Raw genomic sequence first — 19,896 nt, forward strand, 5'->3', positions numbered from 1 at the left:
CACCGGTTCAGGAGCTGTATGGACACCCACAAAGACGGCAAGACCCCTGACCTCTCGGCAGAGGAGCAGCACGAGGTCGACCGCAACCAGCCGCCACGGGCGGCGGTATTGCATGAAATCATTCGCACCCAGGGTGATCAGGAGCTGGAGCGCAGTGTCGCCGCCCTCTGGTGGTCGGCCCTGGCGGCCGGTTTGACGATGGGCTTGTCGCTGATGGCGATGGGGCTGCTCAATTCTCGGTTGCCGGACCACGAAGGCTTCAAGGTCATCGCCAGTTTTGGCTACTGCGCCGGCTTCCTGGCAGTGATCCTCGCGCGGCAGCAGTTGTTCACCGAAAACACCCTGACAGCCGTGTTGCCGATCATGAGCAAACCCACGCTGGGCAATTTCGGCCGGTTGTTCCGGTTATGGGGCGTGGTGCTGGTGGGCAACCTGTGCGGCACCTTGCTGGTGGCCTATGTGATGCTGCACCTGCCGATCTTTGACCGGCGCACCGACCTGGCCTTCCTGGAGATTGGCCGCAAGGTCATGGAGAACGACACCGGCCAGATGTTCGCCAAGGGGATCATTTCCGGCTGGATGATCGCAACCATGGTGTGGATGATCCCCTCCATGGAGAACGCCAAGATGTGGATCATTGTCCTCATCACCTACCTCATGGCGCTCGGGGATTTCACCCACATCGTCGTGGGATCGGCCGAGGTGTCTTACCTGGTGTTTGCCGGGCAGCTGTCGTGGGAGGATTTCTGGATGGTGTTCGCCGCGCCGACCCTGGCGGGAAACATCATCGGCGGCAGCTTCATCTTTGCGCTGATCAGCCACGCCCAGGTGCGCAGCGAAACTAATACGCCCCTCAGTCGGCAAGGTCTGCCGCAGCGCCGACGTGACGTTGTCGATAAATGAAGTAAAGCGCGGTCAGTACGGTAAGCCCGCCGACCAGGGCGCCGGTCCAAGGCAAATCGGCGAGGTCGGCGCCGCTGGCGACCACCAGGCCGCCGATCCAGGCCCCGGCCGCGTTGCCGAGGTTGAAGGCGCTCTGGTTCAGGGTCGAGCCCAGGTTGGGGGCTTCGTGGGCCTGGTCGATGATCAGCAATTGCAGGATCGGGCACAGGGCGAAGGCAAAGACGCCCCACAACACCAGGGTGATCGCCGCAGGAATCACTGATTGGCTGGTCTGGCTGAACGCGGCGAGCACCAGCACCACGGCCAGCGCCATTCCCACCAGGGATGGCAGCAGGCGCCGGTCAGCCAGGCGTCCGCCCAGGAAACTCCCCGCCGTCAGGCCGACGCCGAATAACAACAGCATGACGGTGATGCCGTGGGGACTCACGCCAGTGATGTCCTGCAGGATCGGCGCGATGTAGGTGAAGACGCTGAACAGGCTGGTCGAGGCCAGCACACTCATGCCCAGCGCCAGCAGCACATTGGCCTTGCCCAGCACCTTGAACTCACTGGCGAGGTTGGCCTTGTCCATGGGAATTTCCTTGGGCAGCCACACCCATTGCGCGACGGCAGCGATGATTCCGATGACCGCTACCGCCCAGAACGTCGATCGCCAGCCGGCGTATTGGCCCAAGGCCGTACCCAGCGGCACGCCCAGCACATTTGCCAGGGTCAGGCCGGTGAACATCATTGCAATCGCCTGGGCCCGTTTGTTCGGTGCTACCAGCCCGGCGGCCACCACCGACCCGATGCCAAAAAAGGCCCCGTGACAGAGCGCGGTGATGACTCGGGCAGCCATCAGCGTGACGTAGTTCGGCGCGAGGGCGCAGAGCACGTTGCCGAGAATGAACATCAGCGTCATGCCCAGCAGCGTGGCCTTGCGCGGCATGTTCGCGGTGCCGATCGCCAGGATCGGCGCGCCGAATACCACCCCCAAGGCATAGCCGGTGATCAGCAGCCCGGCCTGGGGGATGCTCACGCCCAAGTCACGGGCGACATCGGGCAACAGCCCCATGATGACGAATTCAGTCGTGCCGATGCCGAAAGCGGCGACGGCCAAAGCAAGCAAGGCGAGTGGCATGCGCAAGGTCTCTGTCTGTAGTCTTGACGCTCTGATCAGGCATACGCATGCCGAGGCCTTGGTTCGAGTGAACGGGCAGCAGCAGAATTATTGGAATTGATCTATGCGCAACTGAGTGCGGCGTGGTCGGGTGCAGTATAACGGTGGTGGTGCTTTTCGGCATGCGCTAGCTGAAAGAACCTTTCGGCCGGCCGCGACTCTTAGCCTGCGGGCTGGCATGCTGTGATGAAGCTCTGGCGGTGCTTGACGCTCGATTCTCGATAAAACTCAATAAGGAAATGCGGTATGACGGTAGCCCTGTGGTGCGTTTTGATTGCTTTTATCCTGCCTTACCTGTGTATCGGCATCGCCAAGGCCGGCGGCAGATACAGATTGCAAGATAACCACGACCCCCGGGATTTTCTCGACTCGCTCGAAGGCGCTCCCCGCCGTGCCTACGCCGCGCAATTGAACAGCTTTGAAATCGCCCCGTTTTTTGCCGCCGCCGTGATCGTCGCGCACCTGGCCGGCAATGCCGAACTGGTCACCATCAATGTGCTGGCGGTGCTGTTCATCACCAGTCGCCTGCTCTACATCATTTGCTACCTGGCGGACTGGGCGATCCTGCGTTCGCTGGTGTGGTTCGTGGGGGTAGGGTTGGTACTGAGTTTCTTCTTTGTTTCGGTCTGAGGCTGTTTGTTGAATATTTGATATTTGTGCGGGCCTCTTCGCGAGCAGGCTCGCTCCCACAATGGATCTCAGTGAATCCGGATCCGTGGGAGCGAGCCTGCTCGCGAAGGGATTGCACTGTCAGCTCATTCCTCAAGGATTGGCGCTGACCGCATTCGCCACCTGTGGCACTTGCGGCAGCGCCATGCCCTTGGGCCACAACATCCAGATCTGACCTTGCTGTTTCATGTCCCCGGCCAGTTGCCCGGCCGCGTCCCCGGTGCCCCAGAACAGATCCGCTCGCACTTCACCAGAGATCGCGCCCCCCGTGTCCTGGGCGGCGACGGGACGGTTCAGGGTGCTGCCATCGGGGCGCGTCGTCGACAGCCACAGCAGGCTGCCCAGCGGAATCACCTTGCGATCCACCGCCACGCTGTAGCCGGCGGTGAGCGGTACATTCAGCGAGCCTCGCGGGCCCTCGTTGCTGTCGGGGTTGCGGTTGAAAAACACATAGCTGGGGTTGCTGCCCAGCAACTCGGGGATCCGCTCCGGATGGGCCTTGGCCCAGGCACTGATGGTGCCCATGGTCACGTCTTCTTTTTTCAGCTCGCCCTGTTCCACCAGCCAGCGGCCGATGGGCCGGTAGGGGTGGCCATTCTGGTCGGCATAACCGATGCGCAACTGACGGCCATCATCGAGCCGGATGCGTCCCGAACCCTGGATCTGCAGAAATTGCAGGTTCATCGGGTCGGTCAGCCAGGCGATGACCGGCGCTTTCACGCCGTTGGCTTCGATGGTGCTGGCATCGTCGTAGGGTTTCAGCACGCGGCCTTCGAGACGCCCGCGCAGACGCTTGCCCTTGAGCTCCGGGTAAAGGCTGTCCAGCGCCACGACGATCATGTCTTCAGGCACACCGTAGACCGGGATGTTCGCCTTCGCGGTCTGGGTGAGGCTGCCGGGATAGACCGGCTCGTAGTAACCGGTAATCAAGCCGTTGGGGCTGTTGTCGCCGGAGCGCAGGCCATAGACGTCGAGGTTCTGTTTCATGAAGCTGCGTACGCCCGCGGCGGTTGATGGCACATTGGCCGCAGCCGCGCAGGTCGGCCCCCAGGCGGCATCGGCCTTGAGGCGGGTGCAGGCGCTGCGCCAGGCACCGAAGCCGGCCAGCAGGTCTTCATCGGCTACCGACGGAAGTGCCTCCCAAGGCGCGCTGACGTAGGTGGCGAGGGCATGAGTCTGGGGCTCCTCGACCTTTTCGCCGCGGTTGCAACCGGCCAGCAGTGCAATCAGCGGTAAGGTCAACGCCAGGCCCGTGCGCCAGGACTTGAAGCGGCTGTTCATGATATTTCCTTTGCGGTCATCCAAGCGCTGACATGCGCCTGGCACCCGTATTGTTGATAGGGCCATTGGTGTTTTCCGACGACCCGGGGATACTAGCGGTCGTTTTCTGTCCAGAGGCCAAAATGTTTGTAAGACGATTTTCCATGGCAGTGCTGGCCTGCCTGATGTTGTCCGCCTGTGGTGGCGTCGATCCCAACTCACCATTGGGCCAGCGCAAGACGATTTTCAAGCAGATGCTCAAGACCAACGAAGAGTTGGGTGGCATGTTGCGTGGTCGTGTTCCGTTCGATGGCGCGCGTTTCGCCGAAGGCGCGGTGCAACTGGATCAACTTTCCCATGAGCCGTGGAAACATTTTCCGCAGGTGCGCGAGCAGGATCACACCAGTGCCCGGGACGAAGTCTGGCAGAAGCAGGCGCGTTTCCAGGAACTGGCCCGCAGTCTCGAAGCGGCCACCGCCGAGTTGGTGACCGCCAGTCGGGTCCAGCCCTACCGGGCCAGTAACCTGGGGCCGGCGGTGCAGAAGGTCGAAGATGCGTGCAGTGCCTGTCATAAGGAATTCCGGGACTATTGAAATCCAGCCCGGTGCTTATTTATCCAACTCGTCCACCGCTTCCTGCAGCTCCTTGCGGGACGCCGCCAGCTTGTCCTTGCGCTTGTTGATTTTCTCCGCATCGCCTTTTTTCATGGCCTTTTCCAAATCGGCCTGACGGCGACTGACTTCATGCTTGGCCTCCAGCACCTTGTTTTCACGCTCCTTGCGCAGGGAAGCATCGGTGCAGTGGGTGGTGACTTCGGCCAGGGCTGTTTCCAGCCCGGCCTGCTGGTCCTGATTGCCTCGGGACTTGGCCAGTTCGATCTGGTTGATGATGCCTTGGCGCTTGGCTGCACAACCGGTCAGTTCCGGGCTCTGTTCATCCGCCATCAAGGGGGCGGCCATGGCACCGCATAAGGCCAGCAGGGCAACGGGGTACAGGAAATTCATAGCAACTCCGTATAAAAACTCACGAGCGGTCGGGACAGATGCGCAGTTGGAGCGCCTCCCGTCTCTTGGGTTCAACCGCACGGGCCGGACTAGAAGCCATCGACCCCTGCGGTGCGTAATGTTTCACTCAAGGCCAGTACCTGCGGGTCGCGAAAAAAAGCGCTCAGTTGCGCGGCGCGTCCCGGCCCGATACCCGTTTCGGCTTGCCATTGTTCAGTGTCGCGTTCAGCCAGGACCTCCCAGCGCTCCTCGAGCCTTGCCCCTCCGGTGGGCGGTACGCCAAGCGCCTTGAGCCATTGACGGAAGGGGCGCTGCCGGGCGCTGTCCAGGCTGGCGAGCAGACGGGCGCTGTTGCGTTCGCCGAAACCGGCAATGTTAGCAAGCTCGGCGGCATCAAGGGTCAACCAATCCAGCAATCCGTCCAGCTGGCCGGCGGCCAGCAGTTGCTCCCAGGTGCCGGGGCCAACATGGGGCAGGGCGAGCCCGTGCTTGCCACTGAGCCAGTTCAGGCGCGCGAGGAACTGGCTTTCACAGCCAGGCGTCGGTTGCCAGCAGCTCAAGAAGTGATGATCGGCAGCGGCGGGGATGTCGAGGCTCCGGCGCTCGACACTGCGCAGCACGACACTGTCGAGCCGCGGAATGGTCAACCCGGCCAGGCTGATGGCGACCTGGTCGCCGGGGCGGATATCCATGCCTTCCCAGCGCTTGAGTGAGCTGACGCTTACCCGGCGAATCTGGCGGTCGTCGAGCATCACCGGCGCAAGCTCCAGCACCGGCGTAATACGCCCGGTGCGGCCGATCTTGAAACGCACATCCCGCACCTCGGCCAGCGCCTGGGCGTGTGGGTATTTCCAGGCCACGCTCCACGAGGGCGCCCGGGCTTGCCAGCGGTCGGCGGGCGGGCGTCGACTCTGGCGCAAGACGACCCCGTCGCTGGCGAACGGCAGCGGCGTGCGGTACCAGTGGTTGCGCCAGTGTTGCGCATCGGCCAATGCCTGGATGGGCTGGCTATAAGCGGTCGCATTGGCGAAACCCAGTTCGTTCAGCGCGGCAATCCGTTCAGGCAGGGTCGCCGGCCCTTCCGGCCACTCCCACACGAACAGACCGATGCCAGACGCTTGTTCCGCGCTCAGGTCCTTGCGGGCCATCAGTCCCGCCACGATTGATCGAGCGTTAAGGCTGCCGCTGACGGCCTGTACGTGATTGTCGAGCCGCCAGTAGAGCTCCCCCTGGACGAGCAGGTCCGCAGGTTCGCGCAACCGTTGAGGGATGTCGCGGATCTTTCGTGCAGTGTTGGTCCAGTCATGTCCCTGGAGGCCATCGCCGCGGCTGATCGCCCGGTGCAGGCGTCCACCGCGATAAACCAGGGTAACCGCTACGCCATCGACTTTCGGCTGGGCCCAGACGTCGTCGCGACCGTTCAACCAGCTGCGCACGGCATCGGCGTCCTTGAGTTTATCCAGGCCGGTATGAGCGATCGGGTGGGGGACTTTCCCGCCAGCGGAGCGCAAGGGCGTGCCCGGCGACTCGAGGCCAAGGCAGTTGCGCCAATGTTCCAGTTGCGCCCGGGACTGATCGTAAAGCTCATCGGCCACCAAAGAGTGGCCGAGGCGGTGATAGGCGTCGTCCCATGCGTCAATCTGTTGCTGGAGGACGTCGACCTGTGCCTGGGCGCGTTCGGTTGGCCCGCTCGGGCAGGGGGCCGCGATGACGGGCATGGCCAGTAAAAAGCATACAAGTGCGCGCAATAACGACAGCATCGAAGCATCCTTGCCAGGTGAAGTACTGGAAGGCTAGTCAGTGTTGCAAAAGGCGCGAGGTCCAGTGCGTTACCGGGTTTTGCCAAGCGCGATGGCGCAGCTGTGGCGGTACAGTCGGCAGTGATTTGCTCGGGCAACTGTGCCTTGAACACGTCGGTGAGCGGTGCAGAATGGACACTCGATCCGCTCTGCCAGGAGTGCAACCGATGGACCTGACCACGCTCGCGGTCTTTATCCCGGCCTGCTTTGCGCTGAACATGGCGCCGGGCCCGAACAACCTACTATCGATCAGCAACGCCTCGCGCTATGGTTTCGTTCGCGCCTGCAGCGGTGGCATCGGCCGCCTGCTGGCGTTTGCGATCATGATTGCCCTGGCGGCGGTGGGGCTGACGGCGGTGCTGCACACCTCGGAGCTGTTGTTCCTGGGCATCAAGCTCGTCGGTGCCGGTTATCTTTTTTATCTCGCTGTGCAGTTGTGGCGTGCGCAACCTGAAGCCGCCGGCGAGGCAGAGGCCAGTTCGATGAGCATGGCCAGCCTGGCGCGCCAGGAATTCCTCGTGGCGATCGGCAATCCGAAGGCAATCCTGCTTTTTACCGCTTTCCTGCCACAGTTCGTTGACCGGGCGGGCACCGTCACCCAGCAGTTCGCGGTGCTGGGCGGGCTGTTCCTGGCATTGGAATGCGTTGCCATTGGCTTGTATTGCTACATGGGTATTTATGCCCGGCGGCTGTTCGCCCGGCCGAGTGGTAGGCGGTTGTTCAACCGGATGTGCGCGGGGTTACTGGCGAGCGCGGCTTCGTTTTTGTTGGTGGCGCGGCGGACTTGAACAGCTTCATACATTCTGAGGTTTGAAGGAGGGCGCTTCGCACCCCAGCGGGAGCAAGCTCCCTCGCCACGAAGGCGTAAAAAAGCCCCTGGCGACCGAGTCGCCAGGGGCTTTTCACAGCCGTGGGGTATTACAGGCCGGCAGCGGCGCGCAGGGCGTCGGCGCGGTCGGTTTTTTCCCAGGTGAAGGTGGTGAAGGTATCGTCACCCACCGTCTTGGTCTGCGGCGTGCGGCCGAAGTGGCCGTAGGCTGCGGTGTCCTGGTACATCGGGTGCAGCAGATCAAGCATGGTGGTGATCGCGTACGGACGCAGGTCGAACACTTCACGGACCAATTGGATGATCTTGTCATCGCCAATCTTGCCGGTGCCGAAGGTGTTCAGCGAAATCGACGTAGGCTGGGCGACGCCGATGGCGTAGGACACCTGGATCTCGCAGCGCTCGGCCAGGCCGGCGGCAACGATGTTCTTGGCCACATAACGACCGGCGTAGGCGGCCGAACGGTCAACCTTGGACGGGTCCTTGCCGGAGAACGCGCCGCCGCCATGACGGGCCATGCCGCCGTAGCTGTCGACGATGATCTTGCGACCGGTCAGGCCGCAGTCGCCTACCGGGCCGCCGATGATGAACTGGCCGGTCGGGTTGATGTGGAACTGGGTGTCCTTGGACAGCAGTTCGGCAGGCAGCACGTGCTTGACGATCAGCTCCATCACGCCTTCGCGCAGGTCTTTGTAGGACACTTCCGGGTTGTGCTGGGTCGACAGCACGACGGCGTCGATGCCAACCACCTTGCCACCTTCGTAACGGCAGGTCACCTGGGACTTGGCGTCCGGGCGCAGCCAAGGCAGCAGGCCGGATTTGCGCGCTTCAGCCTGGCGCTGGACCAGCTGGTGCGAAAAGGTGATCGGTGCCGGCATCAGTACGTCGGTTTCGTTGCTGGCGTAGCCGAACATCAGGCCCTGGTCGCCAGCGCCCTGATCTTCCGGCTTGGCGCGGTCAACGCCCTGGTTGATGTCCGGGGACTGCTTGCCGATGATGTTCATCACGCCGCAGGTCGCGCCATCGAAGCCGACGTCGGAGCTGTTGTAGCCGATGCCCAGGATCACGTCGCGAACGATCTGCTCCAGGTCGACCCAGGCCGAGGTGGTGACTTCGCCGGCGATGATCGCCACGCCCGTTTTCACCAGAGTCTCGCACGCCACGCGGGCGAACTTGTCTTCAGCAATGATGGCGTCCAGCACCGCATCAGAAATCTGGTCGGCGATTTTGTCCGGATGCCCTTCAGACACGGACTCGGAGGTGAAAAGGGAGTATTCGCTCATCTCGATGTTTTCCTACAAGTTACCGATGGTGAGTGTCGCCAGCCGGCCGCTGAAAATGGCGGACCTGGATCTGGAAACCATTACGTAAGCCTACATAGAGGCTTTCCCCGGGCACGAGGCCCGCAGCGGTGGCCCAACGGGCCAGATCGTCCTGTTCAAACCCCAGCCAGAGATCACCGCAGGCCTCCTTGGCCCAACTCTGGTTGTGGCTGCATAACTCTGTCACCAACAGGCTACCGCCCGGTTGCAGCAGGTTGGCCATGTGCTTGAGTGCATCGGCCGGCGCGGCAAAATGGTGAAGCACCATGTTCAATACAACACAGTCGGCCTGCAGGCTCACGCCGTTCAGCGCGTCGGCCAGTTGCAGGCGGACATTAGCCAGGGACTCACGTTCGCACACCTGGCGGGCCAGTTCGAGCATCGCCGGGCTGTTGTCCAGCGCGGTCACCTGGCTGAAGCGCCGCGCCAGTTCCGGCAGGAATGCACCGTCGCCGGGGCCGACTTCCATCGCTGTGGCGGTGGGCTCGAAGCTCAGCTTGTCCAGCAGCGCCACGACGCTGTCACGGTATTGCGGCAGTCCTGCGATCAGGTCCTGCTGGGCGCGAAATTTCTCCGCCACCCGGGCGAAAAAGTCCTGGCTGGCGGCGGCTCGTTGCCCGTGTACCTGGGCGATGCGGGCTTGCACGTCCAGCGGCAAGTCCAGTTCGTCCACCTCTTCAAGCAGCGCTGCGTGCAGCTTGCCGCCCAGCAGTTCGGTGTGGGGCAGGGCGCGGCGGTAGAAAATCGCGTTGCCTTCACGGCGCGTCGCCACCAGGTCGGCCTGGGCCAGCACCTTCAAATGGTGGCTCATGCCGGACTGGCCGATGCCGAAGATCTGCGCCAGTTCCAGAACGCCGAACGAGTCGTTGGCCAGGGCGCGCAATACATTGAGCCGCAGCGGATCGCCGCCGGCCTTGCAAAGGGCCGCCAGCTCATCGCAATCGTCATGGCGAATGGAAGGCACGCGTAAATTCATGGGCGGCAGTCTAGTGACGGGTCTGGCGCATCGCAAGGTCAATATCAAAAAGTTTTGATATTGCTCGATAAATGGCACTTCCCAGCAGCAGCTTGACTCTACCCAGCAACAGCGGAAAGGTTTCACCTGACCGATGCGGCTTTATCCGGCGCAAATATCGCCTTTGGACGAGTATCTGATTGCCCCGAGGCGGGTGGGTGAGGGAAAATGCTCGCCTTTTTCAGTTTCGTTATTCAAAACCCAGGAGATCAGCGATGCCCAGCCGTCGTGAGCGTGCCAATGCCATTCGTGCCCTCAGCATGGATGCCGTGCAGAAAGCCAACAGCGGCCATCCCGGTGCCCCCATGGGTATGGCGGATATCGCCGAGGTGCTTTGGCGCGACTACCTCAAGCACAACCCGAGCAACCCATCGTTTGCCGACCGCGACCGCTTCGTGCTGTCCAACGGCCACGGCTCGATGTTGATCTACTCGCTGCTGCACCTGACCGGTTATGACCTGTCGATCGATGACCTGAAGAACTTCCGCCAGCTGCACAGCCGCACCCCGGGCCACCCGGAATACGGCTACACCCCAGGCGTTGAAACCACCACCGGTCCGTTGGGCCAGGGCCTGGCCAACGCCGTGGGCTTCGCTTTGGCGGAAAAAGTCCTGGCGGCGCAGTTCAACCGTCCGGGCCACGACATCGTCGATCACCACACCTACGTGTTCCTGGGTGATGGCTGCATGATGGAAGGCATTTCCCACGAAGTCGCTTCCCTGGCCGGTACCCTGGGCCTGGACAAGCTGATCGCCTTCTACGATGACAACGGCATTTCCATCGACGGCGAGGTGGAAGGCTGGTTCACCGACGACACCCCCAAGCGCTTCGAAGCCTACAACTGGCTGGTGATCCGCAACGTCGACGGTCACGACCCGGAAGAAATCAAGATCGCCATCGAGACTGCGCGCAAGAGCGCCCAGCCGACACTGATCTGCTGCAAGACCACCATCGGTTTCGGCTCGCCGAACAAGCAGGGCAAGGAAGACTGCCACGGCGCGCCACTGGGCGCCGAGGAAATCGCCCTGACCCGCGCCGCGCTGAAGTGGGAACACGGCCCGTTCGAAATCCCGGCCGACATTTATGCCGAATGGGACGCCAAGGAAAAAGGCCGCGCGGCCGAAGCCGAGTGGGACCAACGTTTTGCAGCCTACTCCGCCGAATTCCCTGAGCTGGCCAACGAACTGGTCCGTCGCTTCAGCGGCGAGCTGCCGGCCGACTTCGCCGAGAAAGCTTCTGCCTACATCGCCGAAGTCGCGGCCAAGGGCGAAACCATCGCCAGCCGCAAGGCCAGCCAGAACACCCTGAATGCCTTCGGCCCGCTGCTGCCGGAACTGCTGGGCGGTTCGGCCGACCTGGCAGGCTCCAACCTGACCCTGTGGAAAGGCTGCAAGGGTGTAACCGCCGAAGACGCCAGCGGCAACTACATGTACTACGGCGTTCGTGAGTTCGGCATGAGCGCGATCATGAACGGCGTTGCCCTGCACGGCGGCCTGGTGCCTTACGGCGCGACCTTCCTGATGTTCATGGAATACGCCCGCAACGCTGTGCGTATGTCGGCGCTGATGAAAAAACGCATCCTGTACGTGTTCACCCACGACTCCATCGGCCTGGGCGAAGACGGCCCGACTCATCAGCCGATCGAACAACTGGCGAGCCTGCGCTGCACGCCGAACCTGGACACCTGGCGCCCATGCGACGCGGTGGAGTCCGCTGTGGCCTGGAAGCACGCCATCGAGCGCAACGACGGCCCATCGGCGCTGATCTTCTCGCGCCAGAACCTGCAGCACCAGGAGCGCGATGCCGGCCAGATCGGCGACATCAGCCGTGGCGGCTACGTGCTCAAGGACTGCATCGGCGAGCCTGAGCTGATCCTGATCGCCACCGGTTCGGAAGTCGGCCTGGCCGTCCAGGCCTTCGACAAGCTGACCGGGCAGGGCCGCAACGTGCGCGTGGTCTCCATGCCTTGCACCAGCGTGTTCGACGCCCAGGATGCCGGCTACAAGCAAGCGGTGTTGCCGTTGCAGGTCAGCGCGCGCATTGCCATCGAAGCCGCTCACGCCGATTACTGGTACAAGTACGTGGGCCTGGAAGGCCGCGTGATCGGCATGACCACCTACGGTGAGTCGGCGCCTGCGTCGGCGCTGTTCGAGGAATTCGGCTTCACCCTGGAGAACATTCTGGGGCAGGCTGAAGAGCTGCTGGAAGACTGATCCGAAACTTGCGTCGTCTGAGCTGCCGCCTTCGCGAGCAAGCCCGCTCCCACATGAGATTGCATTTCAATGTGGGAGCGGGCTTGCTCGCGAAAGCGGTGGCTCGGGCAATACTGAGCTGAAGGATTCACCACGGTAATCGAGAACCCCATGCCCCAACCGCGTCCCTACAAAGTTGCACTCAACGGCTACGGCCGCATTGGTCGTTGCGTCTTGCGTGCGTTGTTCGAGCGAGGGGCAAAGGCCGGGTTCGAGATTGTGGCCATCAACGATCTGGCCGACATGGCCAGCATCGAATACCTGACACGCTTTGACTCCACCCACGGCCGGTTTCCCGGCGAAGTGCGGGTCGAGGGCGATTGTCTGCACATTAATGGCGACTGCGTGAAGGTCCTGCGCAGCGCCACGCCCGAAGGCATCGATTGGGCGTCCCTGAACGTCGATCTGGTGCTTGAGTGCTCCGGCGCCTATAACACCCGTGACGATGGCCAGCGGTTCATCGCTGCCGGCGCGCCACGGGTGCTGTTCTCCCAGCCGATGGCCAGCGAGGCCGACGTTGACGCCACCATCGTCTACGGTGTGAACCAGGACTGCCTGACCGGCGAAGAGCTGCTGGTGTCCAACGCGTCCTGCACCACCAACTGCGGCGTGCCGCTGTTGCGCCTGCTGGACCAGGCTATCGGCCTGGAATACGTGTCGATCACCACCATCCACTCGGCGATGAATGATCAGCCGGTGATCGACGCCTATCACCACGAGGATTTGCGCCGTACCCGTTCGGCCTTCCAATCGGTGATTCCGGTGTCCACTGGTCTGGCGCGCGGCATTGAACGGCTGTTGCCGGAACTTGCCGGGCGAATTCAGGCCAAAGCCGTGCGGGTGCCGACGGTCAACGTGTCTTGCCTCGACATCACGATGCAGACTGTGAGCGATACCGACGCCATCGAGGTCAACCGGATCCTGCGCGAAGCCGCCACCAGCGGCCCGCTCAAAGGCCTCCTGGCCTACACCGAGTTGCCTCACGCCAGTTGTGATTTCAACCACGACCCACATTCGGCCATCGTCGATGCCAGCCAGACCCGCGTTTCCGGGCCCAGGCTTGTGAACATCCTGGCCTGGTTCGACAACGAATGGGGTTTTGCCAATCGTATGCTGGACGTTGCCGAGCATTACCTGAAAACCGCTTCCAATAAACCTGCTCTCTAAACAGTTACCCAGGAATTGCGACCCATGACCGTGTTGAAGATGTCCGACCTCGATCTGCAAGGTAAGCGCGTACTGATTCGCGAAGACCTCAACGTCCCCGTCAAGGACGGTGTTGTCACCAGCGACGCGCGCATCCTGGCCTCGCTGCCGACCATCAAGCTGGCCTTGGAAAAAGGCGCGGCCGTGATGGTCTGCTCGCACCTGGGCCGTCCGACCGAAGGTGAATTCTCGGCCGAGAACAGCCTCAAGCCGGTGGCGGATTACCTGAGCAAGGCGCTGGGCCGCGACGTGCCGTTGGTGGCCGATTACCTGGGCGGCGTCGACGTCAAGGCTGGCGATGTCGTGCTGTTCGAAAACGTGCGCTTCAACAAGGGCGAGAAAAAGAACGCCGATGAGCTGGCCCAGCAATACGCCGCCCTGTGCGACGTGTTCGTGATGGACGCCTTCGGCACCGCGCACCGCGCCGAGGGCTCGACCCACGGCGTGGCTAAGTTCGCCAAGGTCGCCGCCGCAGGTCCGTTGCTGGCGGCCGAGCTGGACGCGCTGGGCAAGGCCCTGGGCTCGCCAGCCCAGCCGATGGCCGCCATCGTTGCCGGCTCCAAGGTTTCGACCAAACTGGACGTGCTCAACAGCCTGAGCCAGGTCTGCAACCAGTTGATCGTCGGTGGCGGCATCGCCAACACCTTCCTCGCCGCCGCCGGTCACCCGGTAGGCAAATCCTTGTACGAGCCGGATCTGCTGGACACCGCCCGTGAAATCGCCGCCAAGGTCAGCGTACCGTTGCCCGTGGATGTGGTGGTCGCCAAGGAATTCGCCGAAAGTGCCACCGCCACCGTCAAGCTGATCGACGACGTGGCCGAGGACGACATGATCCTCGACATTGGTCCGCAAACCGCGGCGAACTTCGCCGAACTGCTGAAATCCTCCCAGACCATCCTGTGGAACGGTCCGGTCGGTGTGTTCGAGTTCGACCAGTTCGGCAACGGCACCAAGGTGCTGGCCCAGGCGATCGCCGAAAGCGCTGCGTTTTCCATCGCGGGCGGTGGCGACACCCTGGCTGCCATCGATAAATATGGCGTAGCCGAGCAGATCTCCTACATTTCTACCGGTGGTGGCGCGTTCCTCGAGTTCGTCGAGGGCAAAGTGCTGCCTGCCGTGGAAGTCCTGGAAAGCCGGGCCAAGGCCTGAGGCGACGTTGACCAGGCAAAGGAGTGTTCCGATGGTCAAGACGTTCATGTCGCTGATGGCCGCGACGCTGTTGGTGGCTTGCTCGAGCAGCCCGCAAGCCACCGCGCCGGATACGGCGGCGCCAGTGCCTGAGCAAGGCTGTTATCAGGCTGACTGGCAGGCCGAGACCAACCCGGTACTGAACAAGCGTTCCGGGCCGGACGGCCTGGATAAATACGAGACGCAGGCGCCGGTCAAGGAACATGGTTGCCCTTGACGGGTCAGACTCTTAACTCATGGCGAGCGGCACGGGCCGCCCGTCGAGGAACACGGATGAAAGGCTTTATCGCCGTCGTGGCGTTGGCATTGTTGGCCGGTTGCTCGCAACTGGGTTTTTTGCAGTCGTCCGAGCCTGCTGCAGAGGGCTGGACGAGTTGGACATGTGACAGCGAGGCCAAGGTGCTCTGGCGTTATGCCGATGCAGCGCGCAAGGAAGTCGATGTCCGGCTGGGCGGCGCTGACAAGGTTTATCGCCTCAAGCTTGAGCCCGGCGCCGAAGGTTCGCTGTACAGCGATGACATGCTGGCGTTGCACATCAAGGGTGAGGAAGGCCTGGCGTATTGGGTCGCCACCAATGATCTGATTGGGCGGGGCTGCAAGGCCGATTGACAGGATTCAGCTGATTCACACAGATCTGAATAGGGAAAGCAGATCCCATGTGGGAGCGAGCTTGCTCGCGATAGCGGTCTATCAGGCAACAGAGATGTTGAATGTGCCACCCTCATCGCGAGCAAGCTCGCTCCCACAGGGATCGCGTCAATGTTTGGGTTTGGCGATACGGAACACGCAGGCTCGGGCCAGCCCCGACCCGCAATGACTTGAATAGCCGCCGCCGCTCCGGCAGGCTGGCACGATTAACGACCCTCGACCGGGAGAGACACACTAATGGCACTTATCAGCATGCGTCAGATGCTGGACCACGCAGCCGAATTCGGCTACGGCGTCCCAGCCTTTAACGTCAACAACCTTGAGCAGATGCGCGCCATCATGGAAGCCGCTGACAAGACTGACTCCCCGGTGATCGTCCAGGCTTCGGCCGGCGCTCGCAAATACGCCGGCGCGCCGTTCCTGCGTCACCTGATCCTGGCGGCAATCGAAGAATTCCCGCACATTCCGGTGTGCATGCACCAGGACCACGGCACCAGCCCTGACGTCTGCCAACGCTCCATCCAACTGGGCTTCAGCTCGGTCATGATGGACGGTTCCCTGGGCGAAGACGGCAAGACCCCGACCGACTACGAATACAACGTCCGTGTCACCCAGCAAACCGTCGCCATGGCCCACGCCTGCGGCGTCTCGGTGGAAGGTGAGCTAGGTTGCCTGGGCTCGCTGGAAACCGGCATGGCCGGTGAGGAAGATGGCATCGGCGCCGAAGGCGTGCTGGATCACAGCCAGATGCTGACCGACCCGGAAGAAGCCGCCGACTTCGTCAAGAAAACCCAGGTCGACGCCTTGGCGATCGCCATTGGCACCAGCCACGGCGCCTACAAGTTCACCAAGCCGCCTACCGGCGACGTGCTGGCCATCGACCGCATCAAGGAAATCCACAAGCGCATCCCCAACACTCACTTGGTGATGCACGGCTCCTCTTCGGTACCGCAGGAGTGGCTGGCGATCATCAACCAGTACGGTGGCGACATCAAGGAAACCTACGGCGTGCCGGTCGAGGAAATCGTCGAAGGCATCAAGTACGGCGTGCGCAAGGTCAACATCGACACTGACCTGCGCCTGGCTTCCACCGGTGCCATGCGTCGTCTGATGGCGACCAATCCTAGCGAGTTTGATCCGCGTAAGTTCTTCGGTGCGACCGTGACGGCGATGCGTGATGTGTGTATTGCGCGTTATGAGGCGTTTGGTACGGCGGGTAATGCGTCGAAGATCAAGCCGATCTCGCTGGAAGCCATGTATCAGCGGTATTTGAAGGGTGAGTTGAACGCTAAGGTCAACTAAGCTTTTCGCGTTATTCATTATTAAAGAACCCGCAGTGATGCGGGTTTTTTAATGCTTGGGATTTGGGTGTATATCCGTTTTTTGGGTGGTGGCTGCTTATGGTTACGCTCTTACAGCGTCTCACTTTTGAAAAGCCCGGAAGCCGGCCCAGTCAAAAGTAAGCAAAACGCTCTGCCCCACCACTCGGTGCCTCGCTAAGGCTCGGCATGCCCTCACTCCGGCATCCATGCCGAGGTACCCACTCCACAATACCTGCGTTCGGCCATCGTGCTTAACGGGGCGCCGAAATCAACGTCCACCGCGAGGCGGCCTGGTAGCCGACCTGGTTCTGGATGAGGTTCGCGTTGCCCCTGTGGGAGCGGGCTTGCTCGCGAAGTCGGTGTCACAGTCGATGAAAGGACTGAATTTCCTGCCGCCACCGTAAGCTGGCTTGCAATAGCGGTGGTTCAATCAGATGGCGTTGGGCTTACTGGCCTCTTCGCGAGCAGGCTCGCTCCCACAGGAGGAGCGCGGACCCCATCCAGAACCAGGTCGGCTTCAGGCCGCCTCGCGGTGGACGTTGATTTCGGCGCCCCGTTAACCACGCTGGCCAAACGCAGGCATTGCGCAGTGGCAACCCGGCATGGATGCCGGGTTAGCCGCGCTGGGCCAGGGACGGCCCTTCGCGGCGGGCCCACGGAGCAATGCCGGAGTGAGGGCATGCCGAGCCTTAGCGAGGCACCGAGTGGTGGGGCAGGGCGTTTTTGGTTACTTTTGGCGCTCTCCAAAAGTGACCCGCTGTAAGAGCGGAACCATAAGTAGCCGTTACAAAAAAACGGATATATACACGATCCTGATAGCGCCGAGTCAGCCAACATTTCCGCTACAGATCCAACGCCATCGCGAGCAAGCTCCCTCCCATAGGGGATCTCCTGCACGCAGGTTTTATTGCTCTTCGAGCCCACGTTGCTCAATGACACCAAACACATCGGCCACATCCTGAACCAGAATCCGGGCGACATTAGTGAGAGTGTTGAGATCCCCGGCAGCCGAATCGCGCAAAGTGGTGCAGGCAATAAGCGTCAGGTAATCAAGAGTGGCATGCAGGCGTTCGCTGGCGCACGCATGAAGCTCGGTCAGGGGCGCGGTGCTGTCGATGAACAGGATGGGTTGGGTGGTGGCGATCGGGGTGAGCGGAGTGAAGCGGCCAAGCAATTGTTCGGTTTTCATGACAAACCTCTAACTCAAGAAAAAGTAATTGCCACCGTTCGCTGCGAAACAAATTGGGTGGCAGCCATGTGCGGGTTCGCAGACCGAGGAGTCAGAGAAACTCGGCAGACCCGAAGATCTCCCGCACACAGCCGCCATAAAAAGCCGAACGCAGGCGGAATGCGCCTATGTTGACTTTTGACGGTCGTGATTCTAACTCACCAGGGCTGCGAAACCCCTGCCACTGACCAAAGCCAGCAGACCAACCAAACTATAGAGTAGGTTTTCCAGGCCAAAATTGACCTGTAGGACGCACCGGGCCCCCGTGGCGAGGGAGCTTGCTCCCGCTCGGGGGCGCAGCCGCCGCAAACCGGTGTATGCGCTAGGTCTGACAAAAGATGGGGCCGCTTCACAGCCCAGCGGGAACAAATCCCCTCACCACAAGGGGATGTTTCCTACGAGATTTTAGGAAGCGAAACTTCAAGTGTTGTGATCGATGTCCAGCTTGCTGAACGTCACCTTGCCACCTTCGCTGGTATAGCCACTGTTGTCCTGCACATAAACCCCGGCCTTGAAATACAACGGCTTGACCCGCCAGGCGGCGCCGACCGTGGTGTACCAGCTATTACCGGCGGCGGTGATGCCCAGGTCGCCGGTGCGATCCAGGTGGATCCGATAAGAAAAGGCCCGGTCAAGCTTCACGCCTGTCGCTACCGTGATGACCCGGCTTTTGCTGTCATCGGGGCGCATGCGCACCTTGGCGACGATGTTGCCGGTGTTGGTGGCGTCCTTGAATTGGTATTCCAGCTTCACCATCGGTTTGTTGCTGTCCTTGGCATGGATCTGACCAATCACGATTTTGCCGCTGCTGGGAACCTGATTGACCACCAGCGTTGCGCGCAATTGATTGTCGGCCTCTGGGTAAAGCCAGTTGCGCAGGGTGCCGTCTCGGTAGGTCTCACGTAGTTCGCTGCGTGGGTAGATCGCGTTTTCGGTTTTGGTGCCGGTCACCGGCGACCAGAAATACACCGTGCTGCCTTCGGAATTGAAGTACTTGTCCCTGAATCCATCCACCAGTCGAGGGGTTTCGATGGTTTTCGGCGGGCTGCCTTCGGGGATGCTCAGGTTCCAGGTTGCTAGATCGACCATGTTCGGATCCTTTCTGAGAAGAAGAAATGATTTACGCCACAGCCGGAGGCTCTAAGACGCGCTTTCTGCGGACGCCGGCAGGAATGCGGACAAACATTTGGCACGTTCGTACGGCGGAGGTTTGGCGTCAGCAGTCCGTCAGAGTAGGGATTGGCGATTTTGTGCCGCAGATAATTGACCGTTGGTCGATAGCGTCAAAATTTTATTGAACGATGGCTTTTTGGCGGTGCCATTGCGACGTTGATCGAAGGGGAGCGAGTCGGCGGCGGGCAGGCAGCGATCCATGCTGCTGCTCGGGGGGAAACCTTAGAGGTTGTGATCGATATCCAGCAGGCTGAACGTGGCTTTTGCCCCTTCGGTGGCGTAGCCAGCGTTGTCCTGCACGTAGACGCCAGCCTTGAAGTACAACGGTTTGGTGCTCCAGGTGTTGCTGATGGTGGCACTCCACTGATAGCCGGCGCCGTTGATGGTCAAGAGGCCTGCACGGTTGAGGTGGATCAGGTACGAGAACGGCTGGTTGAGCTTGATGCCGGTGGCGATGGTGATGACCTGGCCCGTGGCGTCGTCGGGACGCATGCGCACCTTGGCGACGATGTTGCCGGTGGAGCTGTAGGTCTTGTACTGGTACTCCAGCTTCACCATGGGGCTGGTGCTGTCCTTGGTATGGATCTGGCCAATCACCAGCTTGCCGGTGCTGGGCACCTGGCCGACGGTCAACGTGGCGGCCAGCTTGTTATCCGCAGCCGGGTACAACCAATTGCGCAACGTGCCGTCGCTGTTGGTTTCGCGCAGCTCGCTGCGAGGGTAAATGGCGTTGGCCGTCGTGGCGCCCGTGACGGGGACCCAGAAAAACACGGTGCCGGTTTCCGAGTTGAAATACTGGTTCTTGAAGCCTTGTACCAGTTGCGAAGTCTGGATGGTCGCCGGTGGTGCGCCTTCAGGAATGCTCAGGTTCCAGGTTGCGAGATCGATCATGTCGTGTGTCCTGCGTATCGGGATGTAAAAG

General features: G+C 61.6%; 20 protein-coding genes. 10 read left to right on the forward strand and 10 right to left on the reverse strand.

All coding sequences use genetic code 11. The features are described 5' to 3' along the window. Positions 1-18 precede the first annotated feature (18 nt). Entirely contained in the window at positions 19-903 is an 885-nt protein-coding gene (locus tag J3P89_RS01685) for a formate/nitrite transporter family protein (protein ID WP_434696550.1), read from the forward strand. On the opposite strand, the gene J3P89_RS01690 is transcribed toward J3P89_RS01685, so the two are convergent. Then, entirely contained in the window at positions 854-2,023 is a 1,170-nt protein-coding gene (locus J3P89_RS01690; RefSeq protein ID WP_434696551.1) for an MFS transporter, read from the reverse strand. The genes J3P89_RS01685 and J3P89_RS01690 overlap by 50 nt on opposite strands. A 285-nt stretch (positions 2,024-2,308) precedes the next feature. On the opposite strand from J3P89_RS01690, the gene J3P89_RS01695 reads away from it, so the two are divergent. Beyond that, positions 2,309-2,692, forward strand: coding sequence for an MAPEG family protein (locus J3P89_RS01695; RefSeq protein ID WP_249877090.1), 384 nt, complete (start codon positions 2,309-2,311; stop codon positions 2,690-2,692). A gap of 132 nt (positions 2,693-2,824) precedes the next feature. Here the strand turns inward: J3P89_RS01695 and mltA are convergent, their stop codons facing one another. After that, positions 2,825-4,012, reverse strand: a complete 1,188-nt coding sequence (mltA, locus tag J3P89_RS01700; RefSeq protein ID WP_434696552.1) for a murein transglycosylase A — start codon at positions 4,010-4,012, stop codon at positions 2,825-2,827. 122 nt (positions 4,013-4,134) lie between these two features. On the opposite strand from mltA, the gene J3P89_RS01705 reads away from it, so the two are divergent. Further along, positions 4,135-4,584, forward strand: coding sequence for a c-type cytochrome (locus J3P89_RS01705; protein WP_434560364.1), 450 nt, complete (start codon positions 4,135-4,137; stop codon positions 4,582-4,584). Positions 4,585-4,599: 15 nt separating this feature from the next. Here the strand turns inward: J3P89_RS01705 and J3P89_RS01710 are convergent, their stop codons facing one another. Continuing rightward, the gene (locus tag J3P89_RS01710; RefSeq protein WP_434655035.1) at positions 4,600-4,995 is read right to left on the reverse strand and encodes a DUF1090 domain-containing protein; all 396 of its coding nucleotides are present in this window, start codon (positions 4,993-4,995) and stop codon (positions 4,600-4,602) included. Positions 4,996-5,084: 89 nt separating this feature from the next. Then, complete coding sequence (ligB, locus tag J3P89_RS01715) at positions 5,085-6,755, reverse strand: NAD-dependent DNA ligase LigB (protein WP_434696553.1); 1,671 nt, start codon at positions 6,753-6,755, stop codon at positions 5,085-5,087. A gap of 206 nt (positions 6,756-6,961) precedes the next feature. Here ligB and J3P89_RS01720 point away from each other — a divergent pair, with 206 nt between their 5' ends. Further along, on the forward strand, positions 6,962-7,582 hold the full coding sequence (locus tag J3P89_RS01720) for a LysE family translocator (protein WP_434696554.1): 621 nt from the start codon (positions 6,962-6,964) through the stop codon (positions 7,580-7,582). Between the two features lie 130 nt (positions 7,583-7,712). Here the strand turns inward: J3P89_RS01720 and metK are convergent, their stop codons facing one another. Continuing rightward, on the reverse strand, positions 7,713-8,903 hold the full coding sequence (gene metK / locus J3P89_RS01725; protein ID WP_030137860.1) for a methionine adenosyltransferase: 1,191 nt from the start codon (positions 8,901-8,903) through the stop codon (positions 7,713-7,715). A 19-nt stretch (positions 8,904-8,922) separates the two neighbouring features. Then, positions 8,923-9,918, reverse strand: coding sequence for an ArsR/SmtB family transcription factor (locus J3P89_RS01730; RefSeq protein ID WP_434560372.1), 996 nt, complete (start codon positions 9,916-9,918; stop codon positions 8,923-8,925). Positions 9,919-10,172: 254 nt separating this feature from the next. Here J3P89_RS01730 and tkt point away from each other — a divergent pair, with 254 nt between their 5' ends. The 6 genes from tkt (at position 10,173) to fba (ending at position 16,553) form a co-directional block, all read left to right on the forward strand. After that, positions 10,173-12,170 carry a transketolase gene (tkt, locus tag J3P89_RS01735; protein ID WP_434696556.1) on the forward strand — a complete coding sequence of 666 codons (1,998 nt, stop codon included), beginning with the start codon at positions 10,173-10,175 and terminating at the stop codon, positions 12,168-12,170. Positions 12,171-12,320: 150 nt separating this feature from the next. Then, positions 12,321-13,376 (forward strand): erythrose-4-phosphate dehydrogenase, encoded by a 1,056-nt coding sequence (epd, locus tag J3P89_RS01740; protein WP_434696558.1) that lies wholly within the window; start codon positions 12,321-12,323, stop codon positions 13,374-13,376. Between the two features lie 24 nt (positions 13,377-13,400). Beyond that, a complete protein-coding gene (locus J3P89_RS01745; RefSeq protein WP_198796856.1) occupies positions 13,401-14,564 on the forward strand; it encodes a phosphoglycerate kinase in 1,164 nt (387 codons plus the stop codon). Between the two features lie 31 nt (positions 14,565-14,595). Then, a complete protein-coding gene (locus J3P89_RS01750) occupies positions 14,596-14,820 on the forward strand; it encodes a hypothetical protein (RefSeq protein WP_434571247.1) in 225 nt (74 codons plus the stop codon). Positions 14,821-14,876: 56 nt separating this feature from the next. Beyond that, positions 14,877-15,212: an MliC family protein gene (locus J3P89_RS01755; RefSeq protein ID WP_434571249.1), complete on the forward strand. Its 336-nt coding sequence runs from the start codon at positions 14,877-14,879 to the stop codon at positions 15,210-15,212. A gap of 276 nt (positions 15,213-15,488) precedes the next feature. Beyond that, positions 15,489-16,553 (forward strand): class II fructose-bisphosphate aldolase, encoded by a 1,065-nt coding sequence (fba, locus tag J3P89_RS01760; RefSeq protein WP_003177554.1) that lies wholly within the window; start codon positions 15,489-15,491, stop codon positions 16,551-16,553. Between the two features lie 924 nt (positions 16,554-17,477). On the opposite strand, the gene J3P89_RS01765 is transcribed toward fba, so the two are convergent. From J3P89_RS01765 to J3P89_RS01780, 4 genes are all read right to left on the reverse strand, one after another. Next, positions 17,478-17,762 (reverse strand): fructose-bisphosphate aldolase, encoded by a 285-nt coding sequence (locus tag J3P89_RS01765; RefSeq protein ID WP_434696559.1) that lies wholly within the window; start codon positions 17,760-17,762, stop codon positions 17,478-17,480. 459 nt (positions 17,763-18,221) lie between these two features. Next, a complete protein-coding gene (locus J3P89_RS01770) occupies positions 18,222-18,890 on the reverse strand; it encodes a polysaccharide lyase family 7 protein (RefSeq protein ID WP_305498250.1) in 669 nt (222 codons plus the stop codon). Between the two features lie 138 nt (positions 18,891-19,028). After that, complete coding sequence (locus tag J3P89_RS01775) at positions 19,029-19,175, reverse strand: hypothetical protein (RefSeq protein WP_434696560.1); 147 nt, start codon at positions 19,173-19,175, stop codon at positions 19,029-19,031. 21 nt (positions 19,176-19,196) lie between these two features. Next, complete coding sequence (locus J3P89_RS01780) at positions 19,197-19,865, reverse strand: polysaccharide lyase family 7 protein (RefSeq protein WP_434696562.1); 669 nt, start codon at positions 19,863-19,865, stop codon at positions 19,197-19,199. Between the last annotated feature and the right edge of the window lie 31 nt (positions 19,866-19,896).

The sequence above is a fragment of the Pseudomonas sp. Z1-14 genome (assembly GCF_051132005.1).
In the GTDB taxonomy this organism is placed as follows: domain Bacteria; phylum Pseudomonadota; class Gammaproteobacteria; order Pseudomonadales; family Pseudomonadaceae; genus Aquipseudomonas.